13 protein-coding genes are annotated in these 24,421 nt (G+C 66.9%); 8 read left to right on the top strand and 5 right to left on the bottom strand.

Translation table 11 applies throughout. The annotated features are described in order from the left end of the window. Nucleotides 1–18 precede the first annotated feature (18 nt). The 7 genes from zomB (at nucleotide 19) to ACQY5A_RS07300 (ending at nucleotide 14,734) form a co-directional block, all read left to right on the top strand. Nucleotides 19–1,959 (top strand): flagellar motor control protein ZomB, encoded by a 1,941-nt coding sequence (zomB, locus tag ACQY5A_RS07330; protein WP_428339937.1) that lies wholly within the window; start codon nucleotides 19–21, stop codon nucleotides 1,957–1,959. A gap of 443 nt (nucleotides 1,960–2,402) precedes the next feature. Beyond that, entirely contained in the window at nucleotides 2,403–3,443 is a 1,041-nt protein-coding gene (locus ACQY5A_RS07325; protein WP_428339710.1) for an esterase family protein, read from the top strand. Nucleotides 3,444–3,604: 161 nt separating this feature from the next. Further along, nucleotides 3,605–4,495: an alpha/beta hydrolase-fold protein gene (locus tag ACQY5A_RS07320; protein ID WP_428339709.1), complete on the top strand. Its 891-nt coding sequence runs from the start codon at nucleotides 3,605–3,607 to the stop codon at nucleotides 4,493–4,495. Between the two features lie 118 nt (nucleotides 4,496–4,613). Beyond that, nucleotides 4,614–5,630, top strand: coding sequence for a cutinase family protein (locus ACQY5A_RS07315; RefSeq protein ID WP_428339708.1), 1,017 nt, complete (start codon nucleotides 4,614–4,616; stop codon nucleotides 5,628–5,630). Nucleotides 5,631–5,939: 309 nt separating this feature from the next. Then, entirely contained in the window at nucleotides 5,940–7,835 is a 1,896-nt protein-coding gene (gene fadD32, locus ACQY5A_RS07310; protein ID WP_428339706.1) for a long-chain-fatty-acid--AMP ligase FadD32, read from the top strand. A gap of 77 nt (nucleotides 7,836–7,912) precedes the next feature. Further along, the gene (gene pks13, locus ACQY5A_RS07305) at nucleotides 7,913–13,180 is read left to right on the top strand and encodes a polyketide synthase Pks13 (protein WP_428339936.1); all 5,268 of its coding nucleotides are present in this window, start codon (nucleotides 7,913–7,915) and stop codon (nucleotides 13,178–13,180) included. Beyond that, nucleotides 13,181–14,734 (top strand): acyl-CoA carboxylase subunit beta, encoded by a 1,554-nt coding sequence (locus ACQY5A_RS07300; protein ID WP_428339705.1) that lies wholly within the window; start codon nucleotides 13,181–13,183, stop codon nucleotides 14,732–14,734. 10 nt (nucleotides 14,735–14,744) lie between these two features. Here the strand turns inward: ACQY5A_RS07300 and ACQY5A_RS07295 are convergent, their stop codons facing one another. From ACQY5A_RS07295 to ACQY5A_RS07275, 5 genes are all read right to left on the bottom strand, one after another. Continuing rightward, complete coding sequence (locus ACQY5A_RS07295) at nucleotides 14,745–15,233, bottom strand: hypothetical protein (RefSeq protein WP_428339704.1); 489 nt, start codon at nucleotides 15,231–15,233, stop codon at nucleotides 14,745–14,747. A gap of 100 nt (nucleotides 15,234–15,333) precedes the next feature. Continuing rightward, nucleotides 15,334–15,465 (bottom strand): hypothetical protein, encoded by a 132-nt coding sequence (locus tag ACQY5A_RS07290; protein ID WP_428339703.1) that lies wholly within the window; start codon nucleotides 15,463–15,465, stop codon nucleotides 15,334–15,336. Between the two features lie 211 nt (nucleotides 15,466–15,676). Continuing rightward, complete coding sequence (locus tag ACQY5A_RS07285; protein WP_428339702.1) at nucleotides 15,677–15,913, bottom strand: CsbD family protein; 237 nt, start codon at nucleotides 15,911–15,913, stop codon at nucleotides 15,677–15,679. Between the two features lie 183 nt (nucleotides 15,914–16,096). After that, nucleotides 16,097–19,315, bottom strand: coding sequence for an arabinosyltransferase domain-containing protein (locus ACQY5A_RS07280; RefSeq protein WP_428339701.1), 3,219 nt, complete (start codon nucleotides 19,313–19,315; stop codon nucleotides 16,097–16,099). Continuing rightward, the gene (locus ACQY5A_RS07275; RefSeq protein ID WP_428339700.1) at nucleotides 19,312–22,647 is read right to left on the bottom strand and encodes an arabinosyltransferase domain-containing protein; all 3,336 of its coding nucleotides are present in this window, start codon (nucleotides 22,645–22,647) and stop codon (nucleotides 19,312–19,314) included. Before ACQY5A_RS07275 ends, ACQY5A_RS07280 begins: the two co-directional genes overlap by 4 nt. Before the next feature lie 269 nt (nucleotides 22,648–22,916). Between ACQY5A_RS07275 and ACQY5A_RS07270 the strand changes: the two genes are divergently transcribed. Continuing rightward, complete coding sequence (locus tag ACQY5A_RS07270) at nucleotides 22,917–24,341, top strand: MFS transporter (protein WP_428339699.1); 1,425 nt, start codon at nucleotides 22,917–22,919, stop codon at nucleotides 24,339–24,341. Nucleotides 24,342–24,421: the final 80 nt, after the last annotated feature.

Genomic DNA, 24,421 nt, shown 5'->3' with positions numbered 1-24,421 from the left:
CTCACGTCGGTTGGCAGAGTGTCGTTCCCGTTGCACAGCACGGTCCGGGTCAGCCTCTGGGCGAGCGTCGCGGTGGTCACGGTGCTGTTCGGCTGGGGGGCCTGGCAGCGCCGCTGGATCGCCGACGACGGACTGATCGTGTTGCGCACTGTCCGAAACCTGTTGGCGGGCAACGGGCCGGTGTTCAACCAGGGCGAGCGGGTCGAGGCCAACACCTCGGTGGTGTGGACGTATTTGGTGTATGCAGCCAGCGCCGTGACCCGGCCGCTGCAATTGGAATACGTGGCACTGGCGCTCGCGCTGGGACTGAGTCTGCTCGGACTCGCGATGGTGATGCTGGGCACCGGCCGGTTGTTCGCACCCAGCCTGGTGGGCCGGCGCGCGATCATGCTGCCGGCCGGCGCGCTGGTGTACCTCGCGGTGCCGCCGGCGCGTGACTTCGCCACCTCCGGCCTCGAAAGTGGTTTGGTGATGGCCTATCTCGGGCTGCTCTGGTGGATGATGGTCTGCTGGTCGCAGGCCAAGCGGGCCCGACCACCGGGCCGCGCCCATCCACCCAGGCGGGTAAGCATCATTGCGCTGGCCTTCGTCGCCGGACTCAGCGTCCTGGTTCGACCGGAGTTGGCGCTGATCGGCGGCGGAGCCCTGATCATGATGCTGATCGCCACGCCGGACGGGCGGCGCCGGCTGGAGATCGTGGTGGCCGGTGGCCTGCTGCCGGTGGGGTACCAGATATTTCGAATGGGCTACTACGGCTTGCTGTTTCCCGGCACCGCGCTGGCCAAGGACGCCGGCGGCGACAAGTGGTCGCAGGGCTTGATCTATCTGTCGAACTTCAACGGGCCCTACGTGTTGTGGGTGCCGCTGCTGCTGCTGGCCGGGCTGGGCCTGGTGTTGTGGCCCTCGTTACGCGGGCATCGGGGCCAGAAGGGAACCGTCGCGTCATCGGGCGATGGCGGACCACTGGCCCGGACGGTGCAGAGCCCGACCGCCGTCGCGCTGTTCATTCTGGTCAGCGGGCTGCTGCAGGCGCTGTATTGGATCCGCCAGGGTGGCGACTTCATGCATGGCCGGGTGCTGCTGGCTCCGCTGCTGTGTCTGCTCGCGCCGGTCGCGGTGGTGCCGGTGGTGGTCCCGGAGGGGACCCGGCTGTCCCGCGAGGCCGGGTACTGGCTGGCGGGCGGGGTGAGCGCGCTGTGGATGTCGGTGGCGGGGTGGGCGCTGTGGGCGGCCAATTCGTCCGGCCTGGGCGACGACGCCACCCGGGTCACCTACAGCGGCATCGTCGACGAACGCCGGTTCTATGCGCAGGCGACGGGTCACGCGCATCCGCTGACGGCCGCCGACTATCTCGACTACCCCCGGATGCGCGCCGTCCTGGTAGCGCTCAACAACACCCCGGAAGGGGCGCTGCTGCTGCCATCCGGCAACTACGACCAGTGGGATCTCGTCCCGCCGATCCAGCCGCGGGACGGACATCCGCCGTCGGGGCCACAAAAAGGGCCGCACACCGTCTTTTTCACCAACCTCGGCATGGTCGGCATGAACGTCGCACTGGATGTCAGGGTGATCGATCAGATCGGGCTGGCCAATCCGTTGGCGGCGCACACCGCCCGGTTGCAGCACGGTCGCATCGGTCACGACAAGAACCTCTTCCCGGACTGGGTGATCGCCGACGGGCCGTGGGTGAAGTGGTACCCGGGGGTGCCGGGCTACCTCGATCAGAAATTCGTCCAGCAGGCCGAGGCGGCTTTGAAATGCGACGGCACTCAGCAGGTACTGAATTCCGTGCGGGCGCCCATGGGCCTGCACCGGTTCTTGTCGAATGTGCTGCATTCGGTGCAGTTCACCCGCTATCGCATCGACCGCGTCCCGCGGTACGAGCTGATCAGATGCGGCCTGGCCATCCCGGAGTCCGGCGATCCCCCGTACACGGGTCTGCCGGCCGCCGGGCCGTAGGGCTGCGGACTGCCGGCTGCGGAGCAGTCATCACCAGAAGACTTTTGGGCGCCATTGGTCCGGCGTTCGCCCGGCGCGACGCCGGTCGCCCCGATTGGCATCCAGCAACACCGAATATGTATTCTTACCGGCGAACAATTGCTCATCGGCACATTCACAGCGTGGTGATCCGCAGCCGAGTTGAGCGGGTTCGGCCGCAGTGCGAGACCCGGTTTCGGGCTTACGCCGATGAGTGGCCACACCGCAAGATGTGGTTGACTACTCCAAGTAAAGCTGCGCCGTCCGGCATCGAAGCGGGTCCGAATGACTTGCTGAGTGCCGGGCACCGAGGCCGGCGCGCTCAGCAACGATGCGGGCCAAGAAGCGACTCCCTGAGAAGCTGAGCAATAGGGCATGCAGTCCGACCCACAATGTTGGGCCCGACAAAGAATGAGGAAGCAACAATGAGGCTTGTTGACAGAATTCGCGGCGTGACCGGCAGATTGCCACGTCGGCTCGCGATCGGGGCCGCCTCCGCGGCTCTGTTGCCGGGCCTGATCGGTGTCGTGGGCCAGACCGCCGACGCCGGTGCGTTCTCCCATCCCGGTCTGCCCGTCGAGTACCTGCAGGTGCCGTCGGCAGCCATGGGTCGCGACATCAAGGTCCAGTTCCAGAGCGGTGGCGCGAACTCGCCCGCCGTGTATCTGCTCGACGGCCTTCGCGCGCAGGACGACTTCAACGGCTGGGACATCAACACCCCCGCCTTCGAGTGGTACCTGCAGTCCGGTCTGTCGCTGGTCATGCCGGTCGGCGGCCAGTCCAGCTGGTACACCGACTGGTACAAGCCGGCTTGCGGTAAGGCAGGCTGCCAGACCTACAAGTGGGAGACCTTCCTCACCAGCGAACTGCCCGCCTTCCTGGCGTCCAAGGGCGTCAAGCAGACCGGCGGCGCGGCTGTCGGCCTGTCGATGGCCGGTGCCTCGTCGCTGAACCTGGCGAACTACCACCCGGCGCAGTTCATCGAGGTCGGCTCGTTCTCCGGTCTGATGGATCCCTCGCAGGGCATGGGACCGACGTTGATCGGCTTCGCGATGGGCGACGCCGGTGGCTACAAGCCCGCCGACATGTGGGGCCCGAAAGAAGACCCGGCCTGGGCACGTAACGACCCGCTGCTGAACGTCGGCAAGACGGTCGCCAACAACACCCGCCTGTGGATGTACTGCGGTAACGGCAAGCCGTCCGACCTGGGTGGCGACAACCTGCCGGCCAAGTTCCTCGAGGGCTTCGTGCGTACCAGCAACATCAAGTTCCAGGACGCGTACAACGCCGCCGGTGGTCACAACGCGCAGTTCCACTTCGACGCCAACGGCACGCACGACTGGCCGTACTGGGGTGCGCAGTTGCACGCCATGCTGCCCGATCTGCAGGCGACTCTCGGGGCTACCCCGGGTGCCGGTCCCAGCGCGGGCGCTCCGGCTGCCGCGGCCGCTGGCCAGCACACCTGAGTCAAGTAACAGCAACGCCGAACGGCGACGACCTTGCGGGGTCGTCGCCGTTCGCCGTTTCCGGCGTCGGCGCCCAACCGGGTGTGATTAGCTACCTTGGGCGAACCGGGGGCCGTTCTGCGGTCCCCCAATTGGCGGTCGAGCGACAAGCGAGGTCAGTGATGAGAAGTCTGTCGATGCTGCTACGGCTCGTGTGTGCCGCTGTATTGATGGTCGGGGGCCTTATCGGGACGCACATGAGCGCAGCCCGCGCGGCTGGTTACGAGACGCTGATGGTCCCCTCCGCGGCGATGGGCCGCGACATCCCGGTGGCCTTTTTGGCCGGCGGACCGCACGCGGTGTACCTGCTGGACGCCTTCAACGCCGCGCCGGACGTCAGCAACTGGGTGACCGCGGGCAACGCGATGAACACGCTGGCCGGCAAGGGAATCTCGGTAGCCGCCCCGGCCGGTGGCGCCTTCAGCATGTACACCAACTGGGAGCAGGACGGCAGCAAGCAGTGGGACACGTTCCTGTCGCAGGAGTTGCCGAACTGGCTGGCCGCGAACAAGGGCCTGGCCCCGGGCGGCCACGGTGTCGTCGGCGCCTCACAGGGCGGGTACGCCGCGATGGCACTGGCCTGCTTCCACCCGGACCGGTTCGGCTTCGCCGGCTCGCTGTCCGGATTCCTCTACCCGTCGAACACCACCACCAACGGCGCGATCACCGCCGGCATGGCGCAGTTCGGCGGCGTGGACAGCTACGGCATGTGGGGAGCCCCGCAGTTGGGCCGGTGGAAGTTCCACGACCCCGACGTGCACGCAAAGCTGCTGGCCGACAACAACTCGCGGATCTGGGTCTGGAGCCCGCTGAACATGGGTGGCGATGCCGCGGCGATGATCGGTCAGGCCGGTGAAGCCATGGGTAACGCCCGGTTCTTCTACCAGGAGTACCGCAATGTCGGCGGACACAACGCCCACTTCGATTTCCCGACCGGCGGCAACAACGACTGGGGCTCGTGGAGCGGGCAGCTGGGCGCGATGTCGGGCGACATCGTCGGGGCGATCCGCTAACTGGTCGGCCGATCACGGTGCCGCGAACCGGTACCGTGAACACAACACGAGCCCTGCGCGACGGAGTCCTGTCCGGCAGCTCGGCTGAACAATCGACCGACTCTGCTAGCAGGAGACCATGGCTGTGAACTCACGGCGGAAACGCCGCCGTCGAATCCTGGCGTTGATCGCCGCCGCCGCTGTCGCGCTGGTGGTGGGGCTGATCATCCTGGCTGTGGTCGGTGTGCTGCGGCAGCGCGGTACCGCGCCGAGCGCGGTGCCGCCCAGCATCGTGCCGCCGACCAGCGGCGGTTCGGCCCTCCCGCACAGGCCGCGGCCGGCCTCGCAGGATTCCAGCTGCCCCGACGTGCAGGTGATCGCGATTCCCGGCACCTGGGAGTCGTCGCTGCAGGACGACCCTCTCAACCCGGTCCAGTTCCCGAAGGCGTTGTTGCTCAACGTCACCCGGCCGATTCGTGAGCAGTTCAACTCCAGCCGGGTGGAGACCTACACGGTCCCCTACACCGCTCAGTTCCATAACCCGCTGAGCGGTGACACGCAGATCTCCTACGACCAGAGTCGGGCCGAGGGCACCCGTGCGGCGGTCAAGGCGATGACGGACATGAACGTCAAGTGCCCGCTGACCGGCTACGTGCTGGTGGGGTTCTCGCAGGGCGCGATCGTCGCGGGCGACATTGCCAGCGACGTCGGCAACGGGCGGGGCCCGGTGGATGACGAGCTGGTGCTCGGTGTGACGTTGATCGCCGACGGCCGCCGCCAGCAGGGCGTGGGCCAGGAAATCGGCCCCAATCCGCCGGGCGAGGGCGCCGAGATCATCCTGCACGAAGTGCCGGTGCTGTCCAATCTCGGCTTGACGATGACAGGGCCGCGACCAGGCGGTTTCGGCACGCTCAACGCCAAGACCAACGAGATCTGCGGCCCTGGCGACCTGATCTGTGCGGCCCCGCCGGAGGCGTTCAGTCTGGCGAATCTGCCTCGGACGCTGGACATCTTGGCGGGCGGCGCGGGCGCGCCGGTGCACGCGCTGTACGCCACCACGCAGTTCTGGAGCCTGGACGGCCAACCGGCGACGGAGTGGGCGCTGAATTGGGCGCACGGCACGATCGAGAACGCACCCCACCCAAAACATAGCTGACCAGGCCCCGGACCCTTCGGCACGGCCTCACGGGTCACAGTTGTGACACGCGGTACCTTCAGATTTGGTCGGCGGGGCACCGCCCACTAACATTAAGAGAAATTTAAGAGCAGCTATGGTCGGCCCGTCGCATCCGTGCGTGGCGAAACACTCAGCGTACTTCGGTAGCCTCTGGGAGGTTTGCCGCTCGCGACAGCCCTACCCAGGCGAATTGTGGTGTGTACGCAGGCCGAACCAAGCCCGACGACCACGTCGCCAAGGCTCATGCAGACCTAGCCCGCGGTAGGGCGATGAAGGAGAGTTACCGGAATGGCGTACCACAACCCGTTCATTGACAAGACCGGCCAGATCAAATTCCCGGACAACACCGACCTGGTTCGTCACGTCGAGAAGTGGGCCAGGGTGCGCGGTGACCAATTGGCCTACCGGTTCCTCGACTTCTCCACCGAGCGCGACGGCGTCGCCAAGGACATTTCGTGGTCCGAGTTCGGTGCCCGCAACCGTGCGGTGGGCGCCCGTCTGCAGCAGGTGACCCAGCCGGGGGACCGCGTCGCCATCCTGTGCCCGCAAAGCCTGGACTACCTGACCGCGTTCTTCGGAACCCTGTACGCGGGCCGGATCGCGGTGCCGCTGTTCGACCCCGCCGAGCCGGGGCACGTCGGCCGGCTGCATGCGGTGCTCGACGACTGCGGCCCGTCGGCGATCCTGACCACCAGCGACTCCGCCGAAGGGGTCCGCAAGTTCTTCCGCAGTCGGCCGGCCAAGGAACGTCCTCGAGTGATCGCCGTCGACGCGGTGCCCGACGATGTCGCCAGCACGTGGGAACCCATCCCGGCAGGCCCTGAGACCGTCGCCTATCTGCAATACACCTCCGGCTCCACCCGCACCCCAACCGGCGTCGAGATCACGCACCTGAACTTGCCGACGAACTGTGTCCAGGTGATCCACGCCCTCGAGGGTCAGGACGGCGACCGCGGTGTGAGCTGGCTGCCTTTCTTCCACGACATGGGCCTGATCACCACCCTGTTGTCGACGCTGGTCGGCTACCGGTTCACCTTCATGACGCCCGCCGCCTTCGTGCGCCGGCCCAGCCGGTGGATCCGCGAGCTCGCGCGCAAGGAAGGCGAAACCGGCGGGGTCTTCTCGGCCGCTCCGAACTTCGCTTTCGAACACGCGGCGCTGCGCGGCCTGCCCAAAGATGGTGAGCCGCCGCTGGACCTGAGCAATGTCAAAGCGATCCTCAACGGAAGCGAGCCGGTGTCGGCGGCATCGATACGCAAGTTCAACGACGCGTTCGGGCCCTACGGCTTCCAGGAGAAGGCGATCAAGCCGTCCTACGGTTTGGCCGAGGCCACCTTGTTCGTCTCGACCACCCCGATGGAAGAGCCGCCGACGATCATCGACGTCGACCGTGAGGCGCTGAACACGGGCCGATTCCTCGAAGTGGCGCACGATGCGCCCAACGGCGTCGCGCAGGCTTCGGCCGGCAAGGTCGGTGTCAGCGAGTGGGCGACCATCGTCGACCCCGAGACCGCGACCGAATTGCCCGACGGGCAGATCGGCGAGGTCTGGCTGCACGGCAAGAACATGGGTGCCGGATATTGGAACCGCGAAGACGAGACGCACGACACGTTCAAGAACATCCTCAAATCGCGCGCCAACCCGTCACGCGCCGAAGGCGCCGCCGACGAAGCGACCTGGGTACGCACAGGTGATTACGGCACTTACCACCACGATCACCTCTACATCACCGGCCGGGTCAAGGATCTGGTCATCGTCGACGGACGTAACCATTACCCGCAGGATCTCGAGTACTCGGCGCAAGAAGCCAGCCGGGCCCTGCGCACGGGCTACGTGGCCGCCTTCTCGGTGCCCACCAACGAACTGCCCTCCGCCGTTTTCGACGACCCGCACGCCGGGCTGAAATACGACGCGGAGGACAGCTCCGAGCAGCTGGTGATCGTGGCCGAGCGTGCGGCCGGCGCGCACAAGCTCGAGTACCAGCCCATCGCCGACGACATCCGGGCGGCGATTGCCGTCCGGCACGGAGTCACCGTGCGGGACGTGCTGTTGGTCACGGCCGGATCGGTGCCCCGCACGTCCAGCGGCAAGATCGGCCGCCGCGCCACCCGCTCCGCCTACATCGACGGCACGCTGCGCAGCGGTACCGCCGCGCCCAACTCCTTCCCCGACCAAGTCGACTGAACGCGAACATGACTGACTCAGATCTCGATACCCAGCCCTCGACGCCCTCAGCCGGTGCGGCCCCGGCTCGCACCGCCATGACTATCGCCGAGGTGCGGCTGTGGCTGCGTCAGTGGGTGGGCAGCGCCACCGGCCGCTCGCCCGACGCGATCGACGAGGCGACCCCCATGGTCGAGCTGGGTCTGTCCTCGCGCGATGCGGTGGCGATGGCCGCCGACATCGAAGACCACACCGGGGTCACCGTGTCGATCGCGGCCGCGTTCGAGCATCCGACGATCGAATCGCTGGCCACCTGGATCGTCGAAGGCGACCCTGAATTCGACTCCGCCGCCGACGACGACACCGATTGGACCCGCAGCGCACCGGTCGAGCGCGTCGACATCGCCGTGGTGGGGCTGGCCACCCGGTTGCCCGGCGACATGAACACCCCCGACGAGACCTGGCAGGCGCTGCTGGAGGGTCGCGACGCGATCACCGACCTGCCCGAGGGCCGCTGGTCGGAGTTCATGGACGAACCGCGACTGGCCGAGGCAATCAAGAAGGCCCGCACCCGTGGCGGCTACGTCAGCGACATCAAGGGCTTCGACTCGGAGTTCTTCGCGTTGTCCAAGACCGAAGCCGACAACATCGACCCGCAGCAGCGCATGACGCTGGAGCTGACCTGGGAGGCGCTCGAGCACGCCCGCATCCCGGCGTCCAGTCTGCGCGGCGAATCCGTCGGCGTGTTCGTCGGCACCTCGGTGATGGACTACAGCTACCTGGCGATGTCGGACCCGACCGTCGCCCACCCGTACGCCATCACCGGTACCGCGAGTTCCATTGTGGCCAACCGTGTTTCGTACTTCTTCGACTTCCACGGCCCGTCGGTAGCGGTGGACACCGCCTGCTCGAGCTCACTGGTCGCCACCCACCAGGCGGTGCAGGCGCTGCGCAGCGGTGAATGCGACGTGGCGATGGCCGGTGGGGTGAACGCTCTGATCACCCCCGCGGTGACATTGGGCTTCGACGAGATCGGACAGGTGCTGTCGCCCGACGGCCGGATCAAGTCGTTCTCGTCGGACGCCGACGGCTACACCCGCTCCGAGGGTGGCGCGATGTTGGTGCTCAAGCGGGTCGACGACGCCCGCCGCGACGGCGACCAGATCCTCGCCGTGATCGCCGGCAGCGCCGTCAACCACGACGGACGGTCCAACGGGATGTTGGCCCCCAACCCCGACGCGCAGGCCGCTGTACTGCGCCGGGCTTACAAAGACGCCGGCATCGACCCGCGCACCATCGACTACGTCGAGGCACACGGCACCGGCACAATCCTCGGCGACCCGATCGAGGCTCAGGCGCTGGGCCGGGTGGTCGGCCGCGGCCGCCCCGCCGACAAGCCGCTTCTGCTCGGCGCCATCAAAACCAATGTCGGACACATGGAGTCGGCGGCCGGTGCGGCCAGCCTGAGCAAGGTGGTGCTGTCGCTGCAGCACGGGAAACTGCCGCCGTCGATCAACTACGCCGGCCCCAACCCCTTCATCGACTTCGACGCATCGCACCTGAAGGTTCTCGACACCGTCTCCGACTGGCCGCGCTACGGCGGATACGCGGTTGCGGGCGTGTCCAGCTTCGGCTTCGGCGGAGCCAACGCGCACGTGGTGATTCGCGAGGTGCTGTCCCGCGACGTTGTCGAGCGTGAAGTCGAGGCGCAGCTTCAAGAGAGCACTGTCGCCCCCGCCGCCGACGAGCATGTCGAATTGGTAGGCGGCCTGCAATTCGACGAGTACGGCGAATTCGTCGCACCCGCCGGGGGCGGCGCTGCGTCGTCCGACGACGAATACGAACTGCCCGGTATCACCGACGAAGCCCTGCGCCTCAAAGACATCGCGCTGGAAGAGCTTGCGGCGGAAGAGCTTCCGACGCCGGTGGTGCCGCTAACGGTGTCGGCGTTCCTGACGTCGCGCAAGCGGTCCGCGGCGGCCGAGCTGGCCGACTGGATGGAATCCGCTGAGGGCCAGGCGTCGTCGCTGGAATCGATCGGCCGGGCGTTGTCGCGCCGCAACCACGGCCGTTCACGCGCGGTGGTGCTGGCCCACGATCACGAGGAGGCCATCAGGGGTCTGCGCGCGATCGCCGACGGTAAGCAGAAGCCCTACGTGTTCAGCACCGACGGGCCGGCCACCAACGGCCCGGTGTGGGCGATGGCCGGTTTCGGCGCGCAGCACCGCAAGATGGGCAAGAACCTGTATCTGCGCAACGAGATCTTCGCCGAGTGGATCGAGAAGGTCGACGCGCTGATCCAGGACGAGCGGGGCTACTCGATACTCGAGCTGATCCTCGACGACTCGGTGGACTACGGCATCGAAACCAGCAACGTCGTCATCTTCGCGATCCAGATCGCGTTGGGCGAGGTGCTCAAGCACCACGGCGCGAAACCCGCTGCGGTGATCGGCCAGTCGCTGGGCGAGCCGGCATCGGCGTACTTCTCGGGCGGTCTCTCACTCGCGCACGCCACCCAGGTGATCTGCTCGCGCTCGCACCTGATGGGCGAGGGCGAGGCCATGCTGTTCGGTGAGTACATCCGGTTCATGGCGCTCGTCGAGTACTCCGCCGACGAGCTCGAGACGGTATTCGCCGACTTCCCGGGCCTGGAGGTGTGCGTCTACGCCGCACCCAGCCAGACCGTCATCGGTGGGCCGCCCGACCAGATTGACGCGATCGTCGCCCGGGCCGAGTCCGAGGGCCGCTTCGCGCGCAAACTGCAGACCAAGGGCGCCGGTCACACGTCGCAGATGGACCCGCTGCTGGGCGAGTTCTCCGCTGAGCTGCAAGGTATTTCGCCGACAGCCCCGAAGGTCGGGATCTTCTCGACCGTGCACGAGGGAACCTACGTCCGGCCCGGTGGCGAGCCGATTCACGACGTCGCCTACTGGATCAAAGGCATGCGGCACTCGGTGTACTTCACCCACGGCGTCCGCAACGCCGTCGACAGCGGGTACACCGCGTTCCTGGAACTCGCACCGAACCCGGTCGCGTTGATGCAGATCGGCTTGACTACGGCAGCTGCGGGATTGCCTGACGCCCAGCTGATTCCGACGCTGGCCCGCAAGCAGGACGACGTCGAGTCGATGATCTCGGCGATGGCGCAGTTGTTCGTGTTCGGCCACGACATCGACATCCGCACGCTCTTCACCCGCGCGTCTGGGACCCCAGGAGCTGAAGATTATGCCAACGTCCCGCCGACCCGGTTCAAGCGCAAGGAGCACTGGCTGAATGCGCGCTTCTCGGGCGACGGCTCGGTGCTCATGCCGGGCACGCACGTCGCGATGCCGGACGGCCGGCACGTGTGGGAGTACGCGCCGCGTGGCGAGACCGACCTCGCCGCCCTGGTGAAGGCCGCTGCGACGCATGTTCTTCCGGACGCGGTGCTGACCGCCTCCGAGCAGCGTGCGGTCCCGGCCGACAACGCACGGCTGGTGACCACGCTTACCCGTCATCCCGGCGGCGCGGCAGTGCAGATTCACGCCCGGATCGACGAGTCCTTCACGCTGGTCTACGACGCGCTGGTGTCGCGTGCCGGCCAGGCCTCGGTGTTGCCGACTGCCGTCGGTGCGGGCGCGGCGATCGCCCCGGCGATCAACGGAACGCAGACCGCCGTGGCCGCACCGGTCGCCGAGCAGGCAACCGACGACTCCGACGTGGCCGACATCGTGACCGACAGCCTCGCCGCTCGGCAGCTGAGCGGATTGGGCCGTTGGACACCGGAATCCGGTGAGACGATTCGTGATCGGCTGGCCGCAATCGTGTCGATGGCGATGGGCTACGAGCCCGAAGACCTGCCGTGGGAGGTTCCACTGGTCGAGCTCGGCCTCGACTCGATGATGGCCGTGCGGATCAAGAACCGCGTCGAGTACGACTTCGATATGCCGCCGATCCAGCTGCAGGCCGTCCGCGACGCCAACCTCTACAACGTCGAGAAGCTGATCGAGTACGCGATCGAGAACCGCGACGAGGTGCAGAGCCTGTACGAACGCCAGAAGACGCAGACCGCCGAGGAGATCGCCGCCGAGCAGGCCGCCATCCTCGCCGGAAAGGCGCCGTTGCCCGGCGCTGCCCCGGAGGCCCGGACCGAGACTCAAGTCCAGCCCGAGACGGCACCGGAGCCACAACCGGAATCGTCGATCCCGCCGCCGCCCACCGATCCTTCGGGCCCGTCGGCCGCGACACCCAACCTGGCGGGCGCCGCACAGGCGCTCAACCAGGAAGCCCTCTCCGCGGCACTCAACTCCGACATCCCGCCACGGGACGCGGCAGAGCGAGTGACGTTCGCGACCTGGGCGATCGTCACCGGCAAGTCTCCGGGCGGCATCTTCAACACGCTGCCGAAGCTGGACGACGCCGCCGCGACGAAGCTGGCGGAGCGGCTGTCCGAGCGCGCGGAAGGCACCATCACCGCCGACGCCGTCCACTCCGCCGCCACCATCGAGGATCTCGCGACCACGGTCCGGGAATTCTTGGAGGCCGGCGAGATCGACGGCTTCGTACGCACCCTGCGGGCCCGCCCCGTTGGCTCGACCAAGCCGGCGGTGTTCGTCTTCCACGCCGCGGGCGGATCGACGGTGGTTTACCAGCCATTGCTCAACCGGCTGCCGGCGGATACCCCGATATGCGGCTTCGAGCGTGTCGAGGGAACCGTCGAAGAGCGTGCGGCGCAATACCTTCCGAAGCTGCGTGAGCTCGGCGGCGACGGTCCGTTCATCCTGGCGGGTTGGTCGTTGGGTGGTGTGCTGGCCTACGCCTGCGCGATCGGCCTGAAGGAGCAGGGCTGCGACGTGGCGTTCGTCGGTTTGATCGACGCGGTGCGCGCCGGCGAGGAGGTCCCGCAGACCAGGGAGGAGACCCGCAAGCGGTGGGACCGCTACGCGCGCTTCGCCGAGCGGACGTTCAACGTCGAGATCCCGGAAATCCCGTACGAGCATCTGGAAACGCTCGACGACGAGGGTCAGGTCAAGTTCGTGCTGGAGGCGGTCCAACAGGCCGGCGTGCAGATCCCGGGTGGGATCGTCGAGCACCAGCGCACGTCGTATCTGGACAACCGGGCGATCGACACCGTCCAGATTCGGCCCTACGACGGTCACGTCACGCTGTACATGGCCGACCGCTATCACGACGACGCCATCACGTTCGAGCCGCGATACGCGACCCGTAAGCCCGACGGTGGCTGGGGCGAGTACGTGGCCGACCTCGAGGTCGTGCCGATCGGTGGCGAGCACATCCAGGCCATCGACGAGCCGATCATCGCCAAGGTCGGTGCTCATATGACGCAGGCGCTCAACAAGATTCACGCCGAGCAGAAAGAAGCCTAAGTGACCACCAAAACCACCGCCGAGCTGCTGACCGAACTGCGTGAGAAGCTGGAGCTGGCGAAGGAACCCGGTGATCCGAAGGCGATCGCACGACGCGACAAGAAGGGAATCCCGAGCGCGCGTGCCCGCATCTACTCGCTGCTCGACCCCGGCAGCTTCCTGGAGATCGGGGCGTTGGCCCGCACACCGGGCGACCCGAATGCGCTTTACGGCGACGGTGTGGTCACCGGACACGGCCGGATCAACGGCCGCCCGGTCGCGGTGTTCAGCCACGACCAGACGGTGTTCCAGGGCTCGGTCGGTGAGATGTTCGGCCGCAAGGTGGCCAAGCTGATGGAGTGGGTGGCCATGGTCGGCTGCCCGATCATCGGCATCAATGACTCCGCCGGTGCCCGGATCCAGGATGCGGTCACCTCGCTGGCCTGGTACGCCGAATTGGGCCGCCGGCACGAGATGCTGCGGGGCTTCGTGCCCGAAGTCTCCATCATCTTGGGCAAATGCGCTGGGGGAGCTGTTTATTCGCCGATCCAGACCGACTTGCTGGTGGCGGTGCGCGACCAGGGCTACATGTTCATCACCGGTCCGGACGTCATCAAGGACGTCACCGGCGAGGACGTGACGTTCGACGAGTTGGGTGGCGCCGACGTCCAGGCGCAGCGCGGCAACATCCACAAGGTCGTCGAGGACGAGGCCGCGGCGTTCCAATACGTTCGTGACTACCTGTCCTTCTTGCCCGACAACACATTCGGCGAGGGGCCGATCGTCAACCCTGGTCTGGAACCGGAGATCACGCCCACCGACCTCGAGCTGGACACCATCGTTCCCGACGCGGACAACACCGCATACGACATGCACGAAATTTTGCTGCGTATCTTCGACGACGGCGACGTCTTCGAGATCGCCGACCAGCGCGGTCCGGCAATCATCACTGCATTCGCGCGGGTCGATGGAAGAGCGGTCGGCGTGATCGCCAACCAGCCGATGTTCATGTCCGGCGCGGTCGACAACGAGGCGTCGGATAAAGCGTCCAGCTTCATCCGATTCTGCGACTCCTACAATCTCCCACTGGTTTTCGTGGTGGACACCCCGGGCGCGATGCCGGGCGTCGAACAGGAGAAGGGCGGCATCATCAAGCGCGGTGGCCGGTTCTTCAACGCGATCGTGGAAGCCGAGGTGCCGAAGGTGACCATCATCGTCCGCAAGGCCTACGGCGGTGGCTACGCGGTGATGGGATCCAAGCAGTTGTCCGCCGACCTGAACTACGCCTGGCCCACCGCGCGGATCGCGGTGATCGGGGCCGACGGCGCCGCGCAGTTGCTGGTGAAGCGATTCCCCGACCCGTCCGCGCCCGAGGTGCAGCAGATCAAGAAAGACTTCATCGACGGCTACAACCTCAACATCGCGATCCCGTGGACCGCGGCCGAGCGTGGCTACATCGACGGTGTCATCGAGCCGCACGAGACCAGGCTGCTGCTCCGCAAGTCGCTACACCTGTTGCGGGAGAAGCAGACTCTGTGGCGTACCCAGCGCAAGCACGGCCTGACGCCGATTTAGTGCCGGGCTTTTAGACCTTGAACGGAAAGTCGGACGTGTAAAACTCGGCCGGGCTCTGTGATCTCGGGCTCGGCTGCCGGATGAATACCCAGACCCCGGTCGCGCCGGAGCGCAAGCTGTCCCGCACGGTGGTGTTGCCCACCCCCGCGCCATCGGTGTCCAGCGTGCCCACGGCCACGCCGGGTCCGGGTCCATCGCAGCCCGCAGTCGCGGGACGTGGTACCTGAATCAGGTCGACGTCGTAGTGGGCGCCGGGTTTACTGGGTTCGGCGAAATGGATGTCAGCCGTCACCGCGCCGCCGCCGGCGTGAATGACTGCCGTTGCGGTGCCATTGTTGGTCGACGAAAAGTCGGGGATGGGGGTGTAGTCGCAGGCGCGAAGAATGCCGCGCAAAGGGACCACGGTTCCGCCCTCCGCGTTGGCGGGAATAGCGGAAGCGGCCAGCGCTACGACGACGGGCACGGCACAGTAGGCGAGGGTGGAGCTCGTGAATGACATTTTGTCAATTATTCCGTTCGGCGAGGTAGACACCTCACGCCGAACGAAGAGAGATCGCTTACATGGGATGCGGTGATGTGACGGGGGACACGGCTAGGTGCTACTGATGAGCGTCTTTCTCCTGCTTTTGCACCTTCTCGCCGGTCTCTGTGGAATCCCGGAGTTCTTTCTTCGCCTTCGCGGCCTCATCCGCCATCTCACTGATGGATTCGTCGCCTTCTTCAGCGCGCATTGTCTTGCCTCCTGGCAGGGGTTTACCCGACATCGGCCACCCTGAATCAGAGGCCGATGCTGTAGTTCGTAGAGCCATCGATATTTAGATCGAGCCAGCCATGCAAGCAAGGCTCGGTATCGACCCGCGCACCGATGCCCGCGCGGATCGTGCTGACCCCATAAAAGCTGGGCGGCAATGACCGAAGTCATTGCCGCCCAGCGAAGTTCAGCTACTTGCTGCTAGATGCCTTCTGGCGAGCCTCAGCGGCCTTCTCGGCGGCGCGGGAGGACTCTGCCTCGGCCTCTTTCTTGGCTACGTCGCGCGCGGCCTTGGCCTTGTCCTGCTGAGCGCGGCCTTCCTCACGCAGACCATCGCGGTTGGTGATGATCCCGATGATCTCCTTGGCCTTGCCCACAACGTCCTCGACGATGCCTCTGATCAGTTCTTCGGGTCCACTGTTGCCCATGGTGTTCCTTTCAATTAGGGATGCTGTGTCCGTACCCAGCGACAGACGATCTGGAACCGCTCCAACCGCGAACGACCCTGTGACAGTCGTCACGACCGGCGCTGACGCGAGCTCGCGCGCGAGTGGCCAGTTTTGGTCGTCGATACGCCGAAACGCCTGCATAACTGGCCACTCGTCGCCGGTCTAGGGCTTGATCCGGATCTTCCCCGGCGACCACCAGCCGAAGTGGGTGGCGGTGCTGAGATCCAGCTCAGCGGTCGGAGCGTCGACGAGCGTTTCGAACTTGCGCAGCGAACCCCAGTCACGCGCCCAGTCGTGGGACAGGTACGTCGCCATCACGTGGGCGCGCAGCAGCAGGTCGGTGATGCCGAGCAGGCCGCCGTTGACACCGTCTTCCCAGGTGTCGGTGTCCATTTTCTTGGCCGTGTAATCCGGCGTGATGCGGAATTTCGGGATGTCGGTGACGCCGTTCGAGTGCAGCATCGGCTGCTGGCACGGGAACGCCAGCCCGACCGCCCAGTCCAGCAGCACCGGTTGCGTCGACCCGACATACTCCTGCACCGAGCGCAGTTCGGGCACCCGCGGCGGGGTCAGCGCGATCCAGTCCTCCGGCGTCAGCGACAGGTCTTCGGCCACCACCCGGACCGCGACAGCGTCCGCGGGTATCTCCGATCGGGGGTACCGCAGGTTGCGCCAGGCTTTGGGCTGCTCGCCGTAGAGATCGTCGGGCACCAACCGCCCGGCCGGCATCACGTCACCGTTGGGACCTGGCCGGCCGTATTCCAGCACCACTGTCTGGCCGTCGGTGTGGTGGTGCAGCACGCTGTTGCCGGCGATCTTGCCGGCGGCCGTCACGACGACCAGCGGATGGCCGTGGTCGGCGGGCGGTAGCTGATACCACGCCGAAACCAGCTTGCTCTGCTGCTGCGCCTCGGTGGTATAGCTGCCGAGCACCGGAACCCGTTGCGGATCAAGGCCGTACGGCAGCGGGACGGTCGAACCGTTGAGGCCGGGGGCCTTCAACTTGGCCGGAGCGTCCCAGTCGTAGTCGGTGCCGGGCTGGTTCGGGTGCATCACCACTGCCTCGGCGACGGTGTGGGCCGGAACCCCGTTGGGGCTGAAGCCAACCGGGTTCGCGCCGCCTAGCGGTCCGAGCGGGCCGTAATCTCCGGGCAGAGCCGCCATGTTGCCGGCGTTGGTGTCGGGTTCGACCAGAACGTCGTCGGCCAGCCCGCAGCCACCGGCAAAGGCCCGGATGTTCGACGAGCCGTTGGAGAAGGTGGGGTACTGCCGGACGATGCCGATCGTCATCGATGCGACGAACACCAGCGCCATGAAGCCGGCGGCCAGCGGTATGGGTGCCGCGGTCAGCGCGCGGGCCAGTCGGCCCTCACCTCGGTCGCGGGAAGCGAAGTGCAACCACGCCGCGTAAAGCGCCACCGCGACGAACAGCGCGAAAAGTATTGCGCTGATGCTGATTCCGGCGAGTTTCGGCGTCGCGGCGTTGAACGGGACGCCATAGCTGGACACGTACCACCAGCCGTTGGTGGTGGCGAAGCACAGCGCCAGCACGAACATCACCGCAGCCAGGAACGCCATCCGGTTGCGCGACCAGCGCAGCACGGCCGGTGACACCAGCGCCGTGGTCAGGGCAGCCATTGCCGCGCCCACCGCGGCGAACAAACCGAAGTGGTGCACCCACTTGGTCGGGGTGAACATCAGGAAGAACATGGTGCCGAAGATGACGCCCATCAGCCGCCACGCCGGGCCGCGGGCGATGCCGGGAACCCGCTTGCGCCGCAACATGATGAACACCGCGGTGAACAGGCACAGCGCGGTGATCAGGAAGCCGAACCGGCGCGACAGCGAACCGTCGACGGTGGGCAGGATCAGGTAGTAGTAGCGCAGGTTCTCGGTGTACCAGGCCTGGCTGGGGCCGATCGCGGTGCGAATCCTGATGGCTTCCAACACCGTTGCCAGAGTCTGGTCGGCGAACACCACGGTAAGGATCACCGTGCCGGCCGCCAGCATCGGCGCCACCAGTGGCCAGGTGCCGACCACCCGATGACGGCGCACCAGGATTCGCAGGATCGGACGACCACCGGCCACCAACGCGGCCACCGCGATCAGCCCGGTCGGTTGCACACCCAGGGTGAACGCCGCGGTCACCACCGCCAGCGCTGCCGGCGTCAACCGGCTGTAGCGCATCGACCGCTCGATCAGCACATAGGTGATCAGCGAACCGACCGCGATAATCGGTTCTGGCCGAAGGCCGTTGTCGAACGGCATCCACGCGGTCAGCAGCACCAGCCCCGCCGCCCAGTTGGCGGCCTTGCTCTTGGTCACCGCCGGCCCGAGTCGAGGCAGCACCTCTTTCGACAGCAGCAACCAGCACGCGATCCCGGCGACCAAGTCGGGCAACCGCATCCACAGGCTCGAGTCGCTGACGTGGGTCATCAACGCCAGCAGGTTGTAGTACCAGCCGAACGGGTCCTCCGGGCTGCCGAACCAGCGGAAGTAGTTGGACATGTAGCCGGCCCGGTCGGCAACCCGCGCCATGCCCAGGATGTAGCCGTCGTCCGAGGAGTTCGCCCCGATCACCCACCAGAGCACGAACCCGGACGTCACCGTCACGTCGCAGAGGGTGAAGGTCCGCCAGTTCGCCGGTATCCACCGGCGCATCCGGTGGCCGTCCAACTGGTCCAGGCGCCACAACGCGACCAGTGCGACGATCGTCGCCAGGATCGCGCCGACCATCGCGAGCAGCTTCAATGTGGTTGGGGTGGTGGAGAACCGGGTGTCGATGGTCGCTGACATTCTCAGCCCCGGCGGGGCGGGACCGATCAGATCGGTGAACACACCGACGATCTGCGGGCGCAGGTTGGGATCGGGGAAGCCGCTGCGCAGGTCGGCACCGCCCGCATCCTTGAGCCCGACGAAGGTGGCGTAGGTCCCGGCCAGCGTTGAGGTGATGTCGATGTGTTGACATTGCGACGACTCCACCTGCTCGCGCGGCACCGACAGGATCACCACGTTGCGATCGGTGACGTCCACCCGCTGCAAGGTGGCGACGATGAACAGCGCTTGGAGGTTGGCGTCCTTGCCTTTTCGCGGCGCGGTGCCCAACACGACGCCGCCGGCCGGCGGCATGTCCCGCACCACCTCGCACGGCACTTCTGCGTGGAAGTCGACCGGCGACAACGAGATCAGCGGCGCCGTAACGCTTTTCAGCTGGCCATTCTGCGGCCAGTTCAGATCGGCCGTCGTCTGCACAACGGGCAGCAGCGGGGTGGCCACCGACAGCAGGAAGCCGATCAGCCCGGCGATGGTGGCGACCCAGCGCGTCACCTTCACGCTGTCATAGGCGGCCGCGGTTGTCGGGTGCTCGGTCTGTGTGCTCACGGGAGTGCTCGAATCGGTCCTTGTCGGCTCCAGCCGTAGACGGTTGTGACGCCCTGCTGGATGGCGGCGATCGGGGCCACGTCGTCAGGGAGCCAGCGGTGGTACTGCTCCACCTGACCCCAGTCGCGGTACCAGTCTCCGTTGAGATAGGTGGGGACGGTCGACGTCCACATCAGCGCCTGAGTGAACAGGAACGGCCCGCCGGACTTCGACGCCTGCCACAGGTTCGACGACGCCGAGGTCTGCTTGTGATCGGGCTGGATGCGATAGTCGGGAAGCTCGGCGACCCCGAGGTGCTCGGAAAACGGTCGCTGGCAAGGGAAATTCGCCGCGGTGGCGATGTCCATCAGCACCGGCTGCTGGGGCCCGATCAGCTGCTGCAGGGTCTTGGTCACCGGCACCCGCGGTGGGGTGAACGCGAACCACTGGTCCTCGCTGAGGTTGGGGTCGTACGCGACGATGCGGGCGACGTTGGCCTCCGGCGGCGCCCAGCGCATCGGGAAGCGCAGGTTGCGCCAGGCGGGTTGCGGCCCGATGTCGATCGGGAACATCAGCCCGAGCGGCGCGACGCTGCCGTCGGGTTTGGCCGCGCCCCACTGCAGCCGAAGCGACTGGCCGTAGGAAAAGTCGCCGTCCTCTTTGTAGGACCAGATGGCGCCCGAGGCCGCGATAACCACCAGCGGCCGATCCGGGGTGCGGAGCGGCATCTGGTACCACGCCGAAGTGGCGGTGGCGGCGCGGGCGTTCTCGCCGTAGCTGCCCATCACCGGCGTGCGTGCGGGGTCGAGACCGAACGGGAGCGCGGCCTGCGAGCCGTTGACGCCGGTCGGGCCCTTGCCGCCGGCGGTGCCGGCCGAGTCGGTGATCGAGGCGTTCGGCTTGTTCGGTGACGCGTCGGAGTTGACCACGCCCGGCTTGGTCACCACTGGGTCCGACTGCAAGTTGTCGCCGACTCCCTGCGGCGTGAAGCCGACCGGGTTGTCGCCGCCCAGCGGACCGTCGGAGCCGTATTTCTGGCCCGGAATCGGTTGCAGCACACCCTCATTGGGGTCGGGCTCGGCGAGCACGTCGTCGGCCATCGCGCAGCTGGACGACGAGAGTCCGGAGGTGATCGCGCCGAAGTTGGCCTTGCCGGTGGTGTACATCGGGTAGCGCAGCACCGCGCCCTTGCCCAGCGATGCGACCTCGCCGAAGACCATGATCACGGCGACCACCAGCAGCGGCGTGGACGCCAGCACGCGGTTGCGCCGGCTGTCGGTGACCTCGGTGTGCCCGGCGTAGTCCATCCGGAAGTGCTGCCACGCGCCCAGCAATCCCGTCGCGATCGACAGCGCCAGGAACATCGACGTGACCGGGTGGCTGGCGATCACCGGCTGAATGTCGAACCATGGGACGCCGTAGTTGTTGACGTAGAACCAGCCGTTGATCCCCGAGGTCGCCCACGCCAGCATGAACAGCAGCGCGGTGACGTACAGGGTCAGGTTTCGGCGGTTGTGCAGTCCGATCCGGGCCAGCGCGAACGCGGTGACGGCACCGAGTGCACCGGCCAGCCCGGCGAATGCGCCGAACTGAATCGCCCATTTAGTCGGGGTGAAGTGCAGCAGCAGCAAGCCGATCGCGGTGGTGCCGATCAACCGCCAAGCCGGCCCACTGGCCACGCCGGGCACCCTGCCGCGCCGCAACAGCACGACCAGCACCCCGAACAGGCACAGCATCATGATCAGCACGGCGAAGCGCCGCGTCATCGAACCCTCGGCGTTGCTTTCCACCGTGAGGAAGTAGTACCGCAGGAACTCCTGATACCAGGCGATTGTCGGGCCGACCTTGTACTTGATCCGCGCCGCCTCGGCAATGGTCGCCAGCGTCTGCGACCGGAACACGACGATTATGATCAGCGACAGCGACGCGGCCAGTACCACCAGCGGCGCCAGAAGCCCGTCAGTTGCCTTGCGCCGCGCGATGATCCGCGCGATCGGCCGCGCGGCGGCCAGCAGGGCGGCGACGGCGATCAAGCCCTGCGGTGCCAGTGTCGCGGTCAGCATCGCAACGATGATCGCCACCGCCGCGGGTACCAGACGCCGGGTGGCGATCGCCGTCTCGGCCAACACCCAGGTCACTACAGTGCCCAGGGCGATCAGGGGCTCGGGCCGCAGGCCGTTGTTGAACGGCAGCCAGGCCGCCAGGAACACCGCGCCCGCCGTCCACACCGCAACCCGGTTGCCGGCCAGGCCGCCGCGGCCCGGGCCCAGCCGTCGCAGCATGCAGCGGCTGACGATCAACCAGGTGCCGATCGCGGCCAGCGTGGCGGGCAGTCGCATCCACACACCGGCGGTGCTTACCGTTGCGAGCTGAGCCAGCACCGACTGATACCAATCGAAGGGGGCTTCGCTGGCCCCGAAGTAGCGGTAGTAGTTGGCCACGTAGCCCGCATGCCCGGAGACCCGGGCCATGGTCAGGTTGTAGCCGTCATCCGAGGTGGTCGCGCCGATCACGTGCCACAGCAACAGCGTGCCGATCACTCCGGCGTCGGCCAGCCAATTTGCGAAACCTGCCTGTAACTTCGCGTGGCGACGATGCGGGCCGTCCGACGGCCCGGGGAGGGACCGCGCCAATGGGAGATGCCGCCAGTTGCGGGGGGTTCGTCGTCCTGACTGCCGATCCAGCACGGCCAGCGCGATGATTGACGCCAGCACCGACAGCCCGCCCAGCGCCATCACTGCGGACTTTAGCAACGTGGGAGCGACGATGAACCTGGTGTCGACGTCGACGCGCGCCGACAGGCCCGGCTGGGCGGGCACGGTCACGTCGGTGAAGATCCCGCCGACCGCCGGCTTCTTCTCGGGGGCCAGCGTGCCGGTCGCGCCGGGGATTCCGACGAAGTCCGCGCCGGCACCGCCCGCGTCCGCCCAGATGTGCAGCGCGCTGCAGGCGCGGGCGGCAACCGCGGAGCGGGAGGCGGCTGCGGCAACCGTGTCCCGGAACGCGACCACGACGTTGTCCTTGTTGGCCCGCACGAACAGCCCGTTCTTGCCCGTCTCGAACCCGTTGACCGGCAGCGTCGACACCACCAGGCCGCCTTCGGCGGGCAGCGTGGCGATCGCGGCGCACGGGATGGAGATGTCCAGCGCACGCGGCGCCCCGGACACCAGGGGCGCGGTGATGTCGGTGACGTGGCCGTCTTTGAGGCCCTGCGGCCACAGGATGGTGGACGTCGTTTGTTGGACCGGAAGCAACGGAACGACCAAACACAGCAGGGCGCCGGCAATCCCCGCGACGACCGCGATCAGCTGGGCGAGCCGGTGCGGCGGTCGCTCTCTGTCGTCGGGGGGCACGAGGCACGATCGTATGCGAAGTCTTTACGCCCGCCGACGATGCAGCCCGCGCGGCGGGCTGAGGAGAAGGCGGACACCCGAATTCTCTCGGCCGACGATGCTCGCCCGAGAAAAACTCTGCTCGCGATCCAAACCGATTCATGAAAAGTGCGCCGACGACGGCGCAGGTCAGTGGGCCGTCGGTGGCTGCGGCAGCCGTCTGACAAGGCCCGATGCGCCCCGCTGGGCCGTTCGACTCGTCGTATGAAACATGGTTTAGTAGCTCAGCGGTGGTGAATTTAACGGAACAGAAACAAATCACCACCGGCCACTGGCGAGAGTTGTGGAGTTTCCCCTACTCGCGAACGACCGCCCTGGTCGCAGGCGGCGTGGTGCTGTATTCCACGAACGAGTTCCTGACGATCAGCATGCTGCCAAGCACGATCAACGAAATCGGCGGCGAGCGTATCTACGCGTGGGTGACGACGCTGTACCTTGTCGGGTCGGTGGTCGCAGCGGCGACGGTAAACGCGCTGCTGCACCGCATCGGTGCGTGCGTCTCCTTCGTAGCAGGCTTCGCCGTGCTGGGTGCGGGCAGCCTGGTTTGCGCGGCCGCCCCCAACATGCAGATCTTGCTGGTGGGACGCCTCTTCCAGGGACTCTCTGGCGGTTTGCTATGTGGCCTGAGCTTCGCGGTGATCAACGCGGTGCTGCCGCGCAGACTGTGGAGCCGAGGTTCCGCACTGACGGCGTCGACGTGGGGCGTCGGCGCCCTGCTCGGTCCCGCGCTGGGTGGTTTCTTCGCACAGTTCGGCGCGTGGCGTTGGGCGTTCGGTCTGCTGGCGCTGCTCAGCATTGCGATGGCGACGCTGGCGCCCGGTCTGCTGACGACGGATGGCACCGAGCAGCCCACCGACCGCGATTCAACCAGGATTCCGATTCCGTCGGTGATTCTGCTGGGGACGGCCGCGTTGACGGTCAGTGTGGCGTCCCTGCCGCATAACACTCTCGCGACAGCGGCGCTGCTGATCCTGAGCGGCTTGCTGGTCGGCGCTTTTCTGGTGGTCGACCGCCGGATGGATACCGCTGTGCTACCCGCCAGCTTTTACGGCTTCGGACCGCTGAAGTGGGTCTATCTGACACTGGGGCTGTTGGTCGCCGCGACCAAGGTCGATCTGTATGTGCCGTTGTTCGGCCAGCGCTTGGCGCACCTCGGGCCGATCGTCGCGGGGCTACTCGGCGCGGCGTTGTCGCTGGGCTGGACGATCAGTGGATTCGGCAGCGGGTCGCTGGACAAGGCCCGCACGATCGCGGCCGTGGTGATCGCCGCGCCGCTGGTGATGGCGGGCGGTCTGGCGCTGGCCGGGATCACCCATGTGCAGGACGCGACAGCAGGCATCGTCATCATCTGCGCGTTCGGTCTGATGGCGGTCGGGGTCGGTATCGGTGCCGCCTGGCCGCACCTGTCGGCGTGGGCGATGAGCGATGTCGACGACCCCGCCGAAGGCGCCGCCGCGGCCACCGCAATCAACCTGGTGCAGCTGATTTTCGGCGCGTTCGGCGCCGGGCTGGCAGGTGTTGTGGTGAACCTCGTCGACGGCGGCGGAGCCTCCGCGGCACGATGGGCGTTCGCCGTGTTCGCACTTCTTGCGGCCACCGCCTGCTTCACCGCCTTCCGGGCCGGTCGTCGGCAGATCTTCTCGTACGGTCAGTAAACGAATTAGCTAACTGCATGTCCGCATTTGGCTGCGGATTTACGCCTGAATTCCGGGGCGAGCCGCTGCTGAGCACGACA

The organism is Mycobacterium sp. (genome assembly GCF_965277065.1).
Classification (GTDB): domain Bacteria; phylum Actinomycetota; class Actinomycetes; order Mycobacteriales; family Mycobacteriaceae; genus Mycobacterium.
Note: the sequence above shows the minus strand (reverse complement) of the source record. Positions and strands in the feature narration are given on the sequence as shown.

Coding starts and splice junctions, on each gene's coding strand:
- ACQY5A_RS07285 (WP_428339702.1), bottom strand. CDS start 15,913: ATGGGCAACAGTGGACCCGAAGAACTGATCAGAGGCATCGTCGAGGAC.
- ACQY5A_RS07295 (WP_428339704.1), bottom strand. CDS start 15,233: ATGTCATTCACGAGCTCCACCCTCGCCTACTGTGCCGTGCCCGTCGTC.
- ACQY5A_RS07315 (WP_428339708.1), top strand. CDS start 4,614: ATGGCTGTGAACTCACGGCGGAAACGCCGCCGTCGAATCCTGGCGTTG.
- pks13 (WP_428339936.1), top strand. CDS start 7,913: ATGACTATCGCCGAGGTGCGGCTGTGGCTGCGTCAGTGGGTGGGCAGC.
- ACQY5A_RS07325 (WP_428339710.1), top strand. CDS start 2,403: ATGAGGCTTGTTGACAGAATTCGCGGCGTGACCGGCAGATTGCCACGT.
- ACQY5A_RS07320 (WP_428339709.1), top strand. CDS start 3,605: ATGAGAAGTCTGTCGATGCTGCTACGGCTCGTGTGTGCCGCTGTATTG.
- fadD32 (WP_428339706.1), top strand. CDS start 5,940: ATGGCGTACCACAACCCGTTCATTGACAAGACCGGCCAGATCAAATTC.
- ACQY5A_RS07290 (WP_428339703.1), bottom strand. CDS start 15,465: ATGCGCGCTGAAGAAGGCGACGAATCCATCAGTGAGATGGCGGATGAG.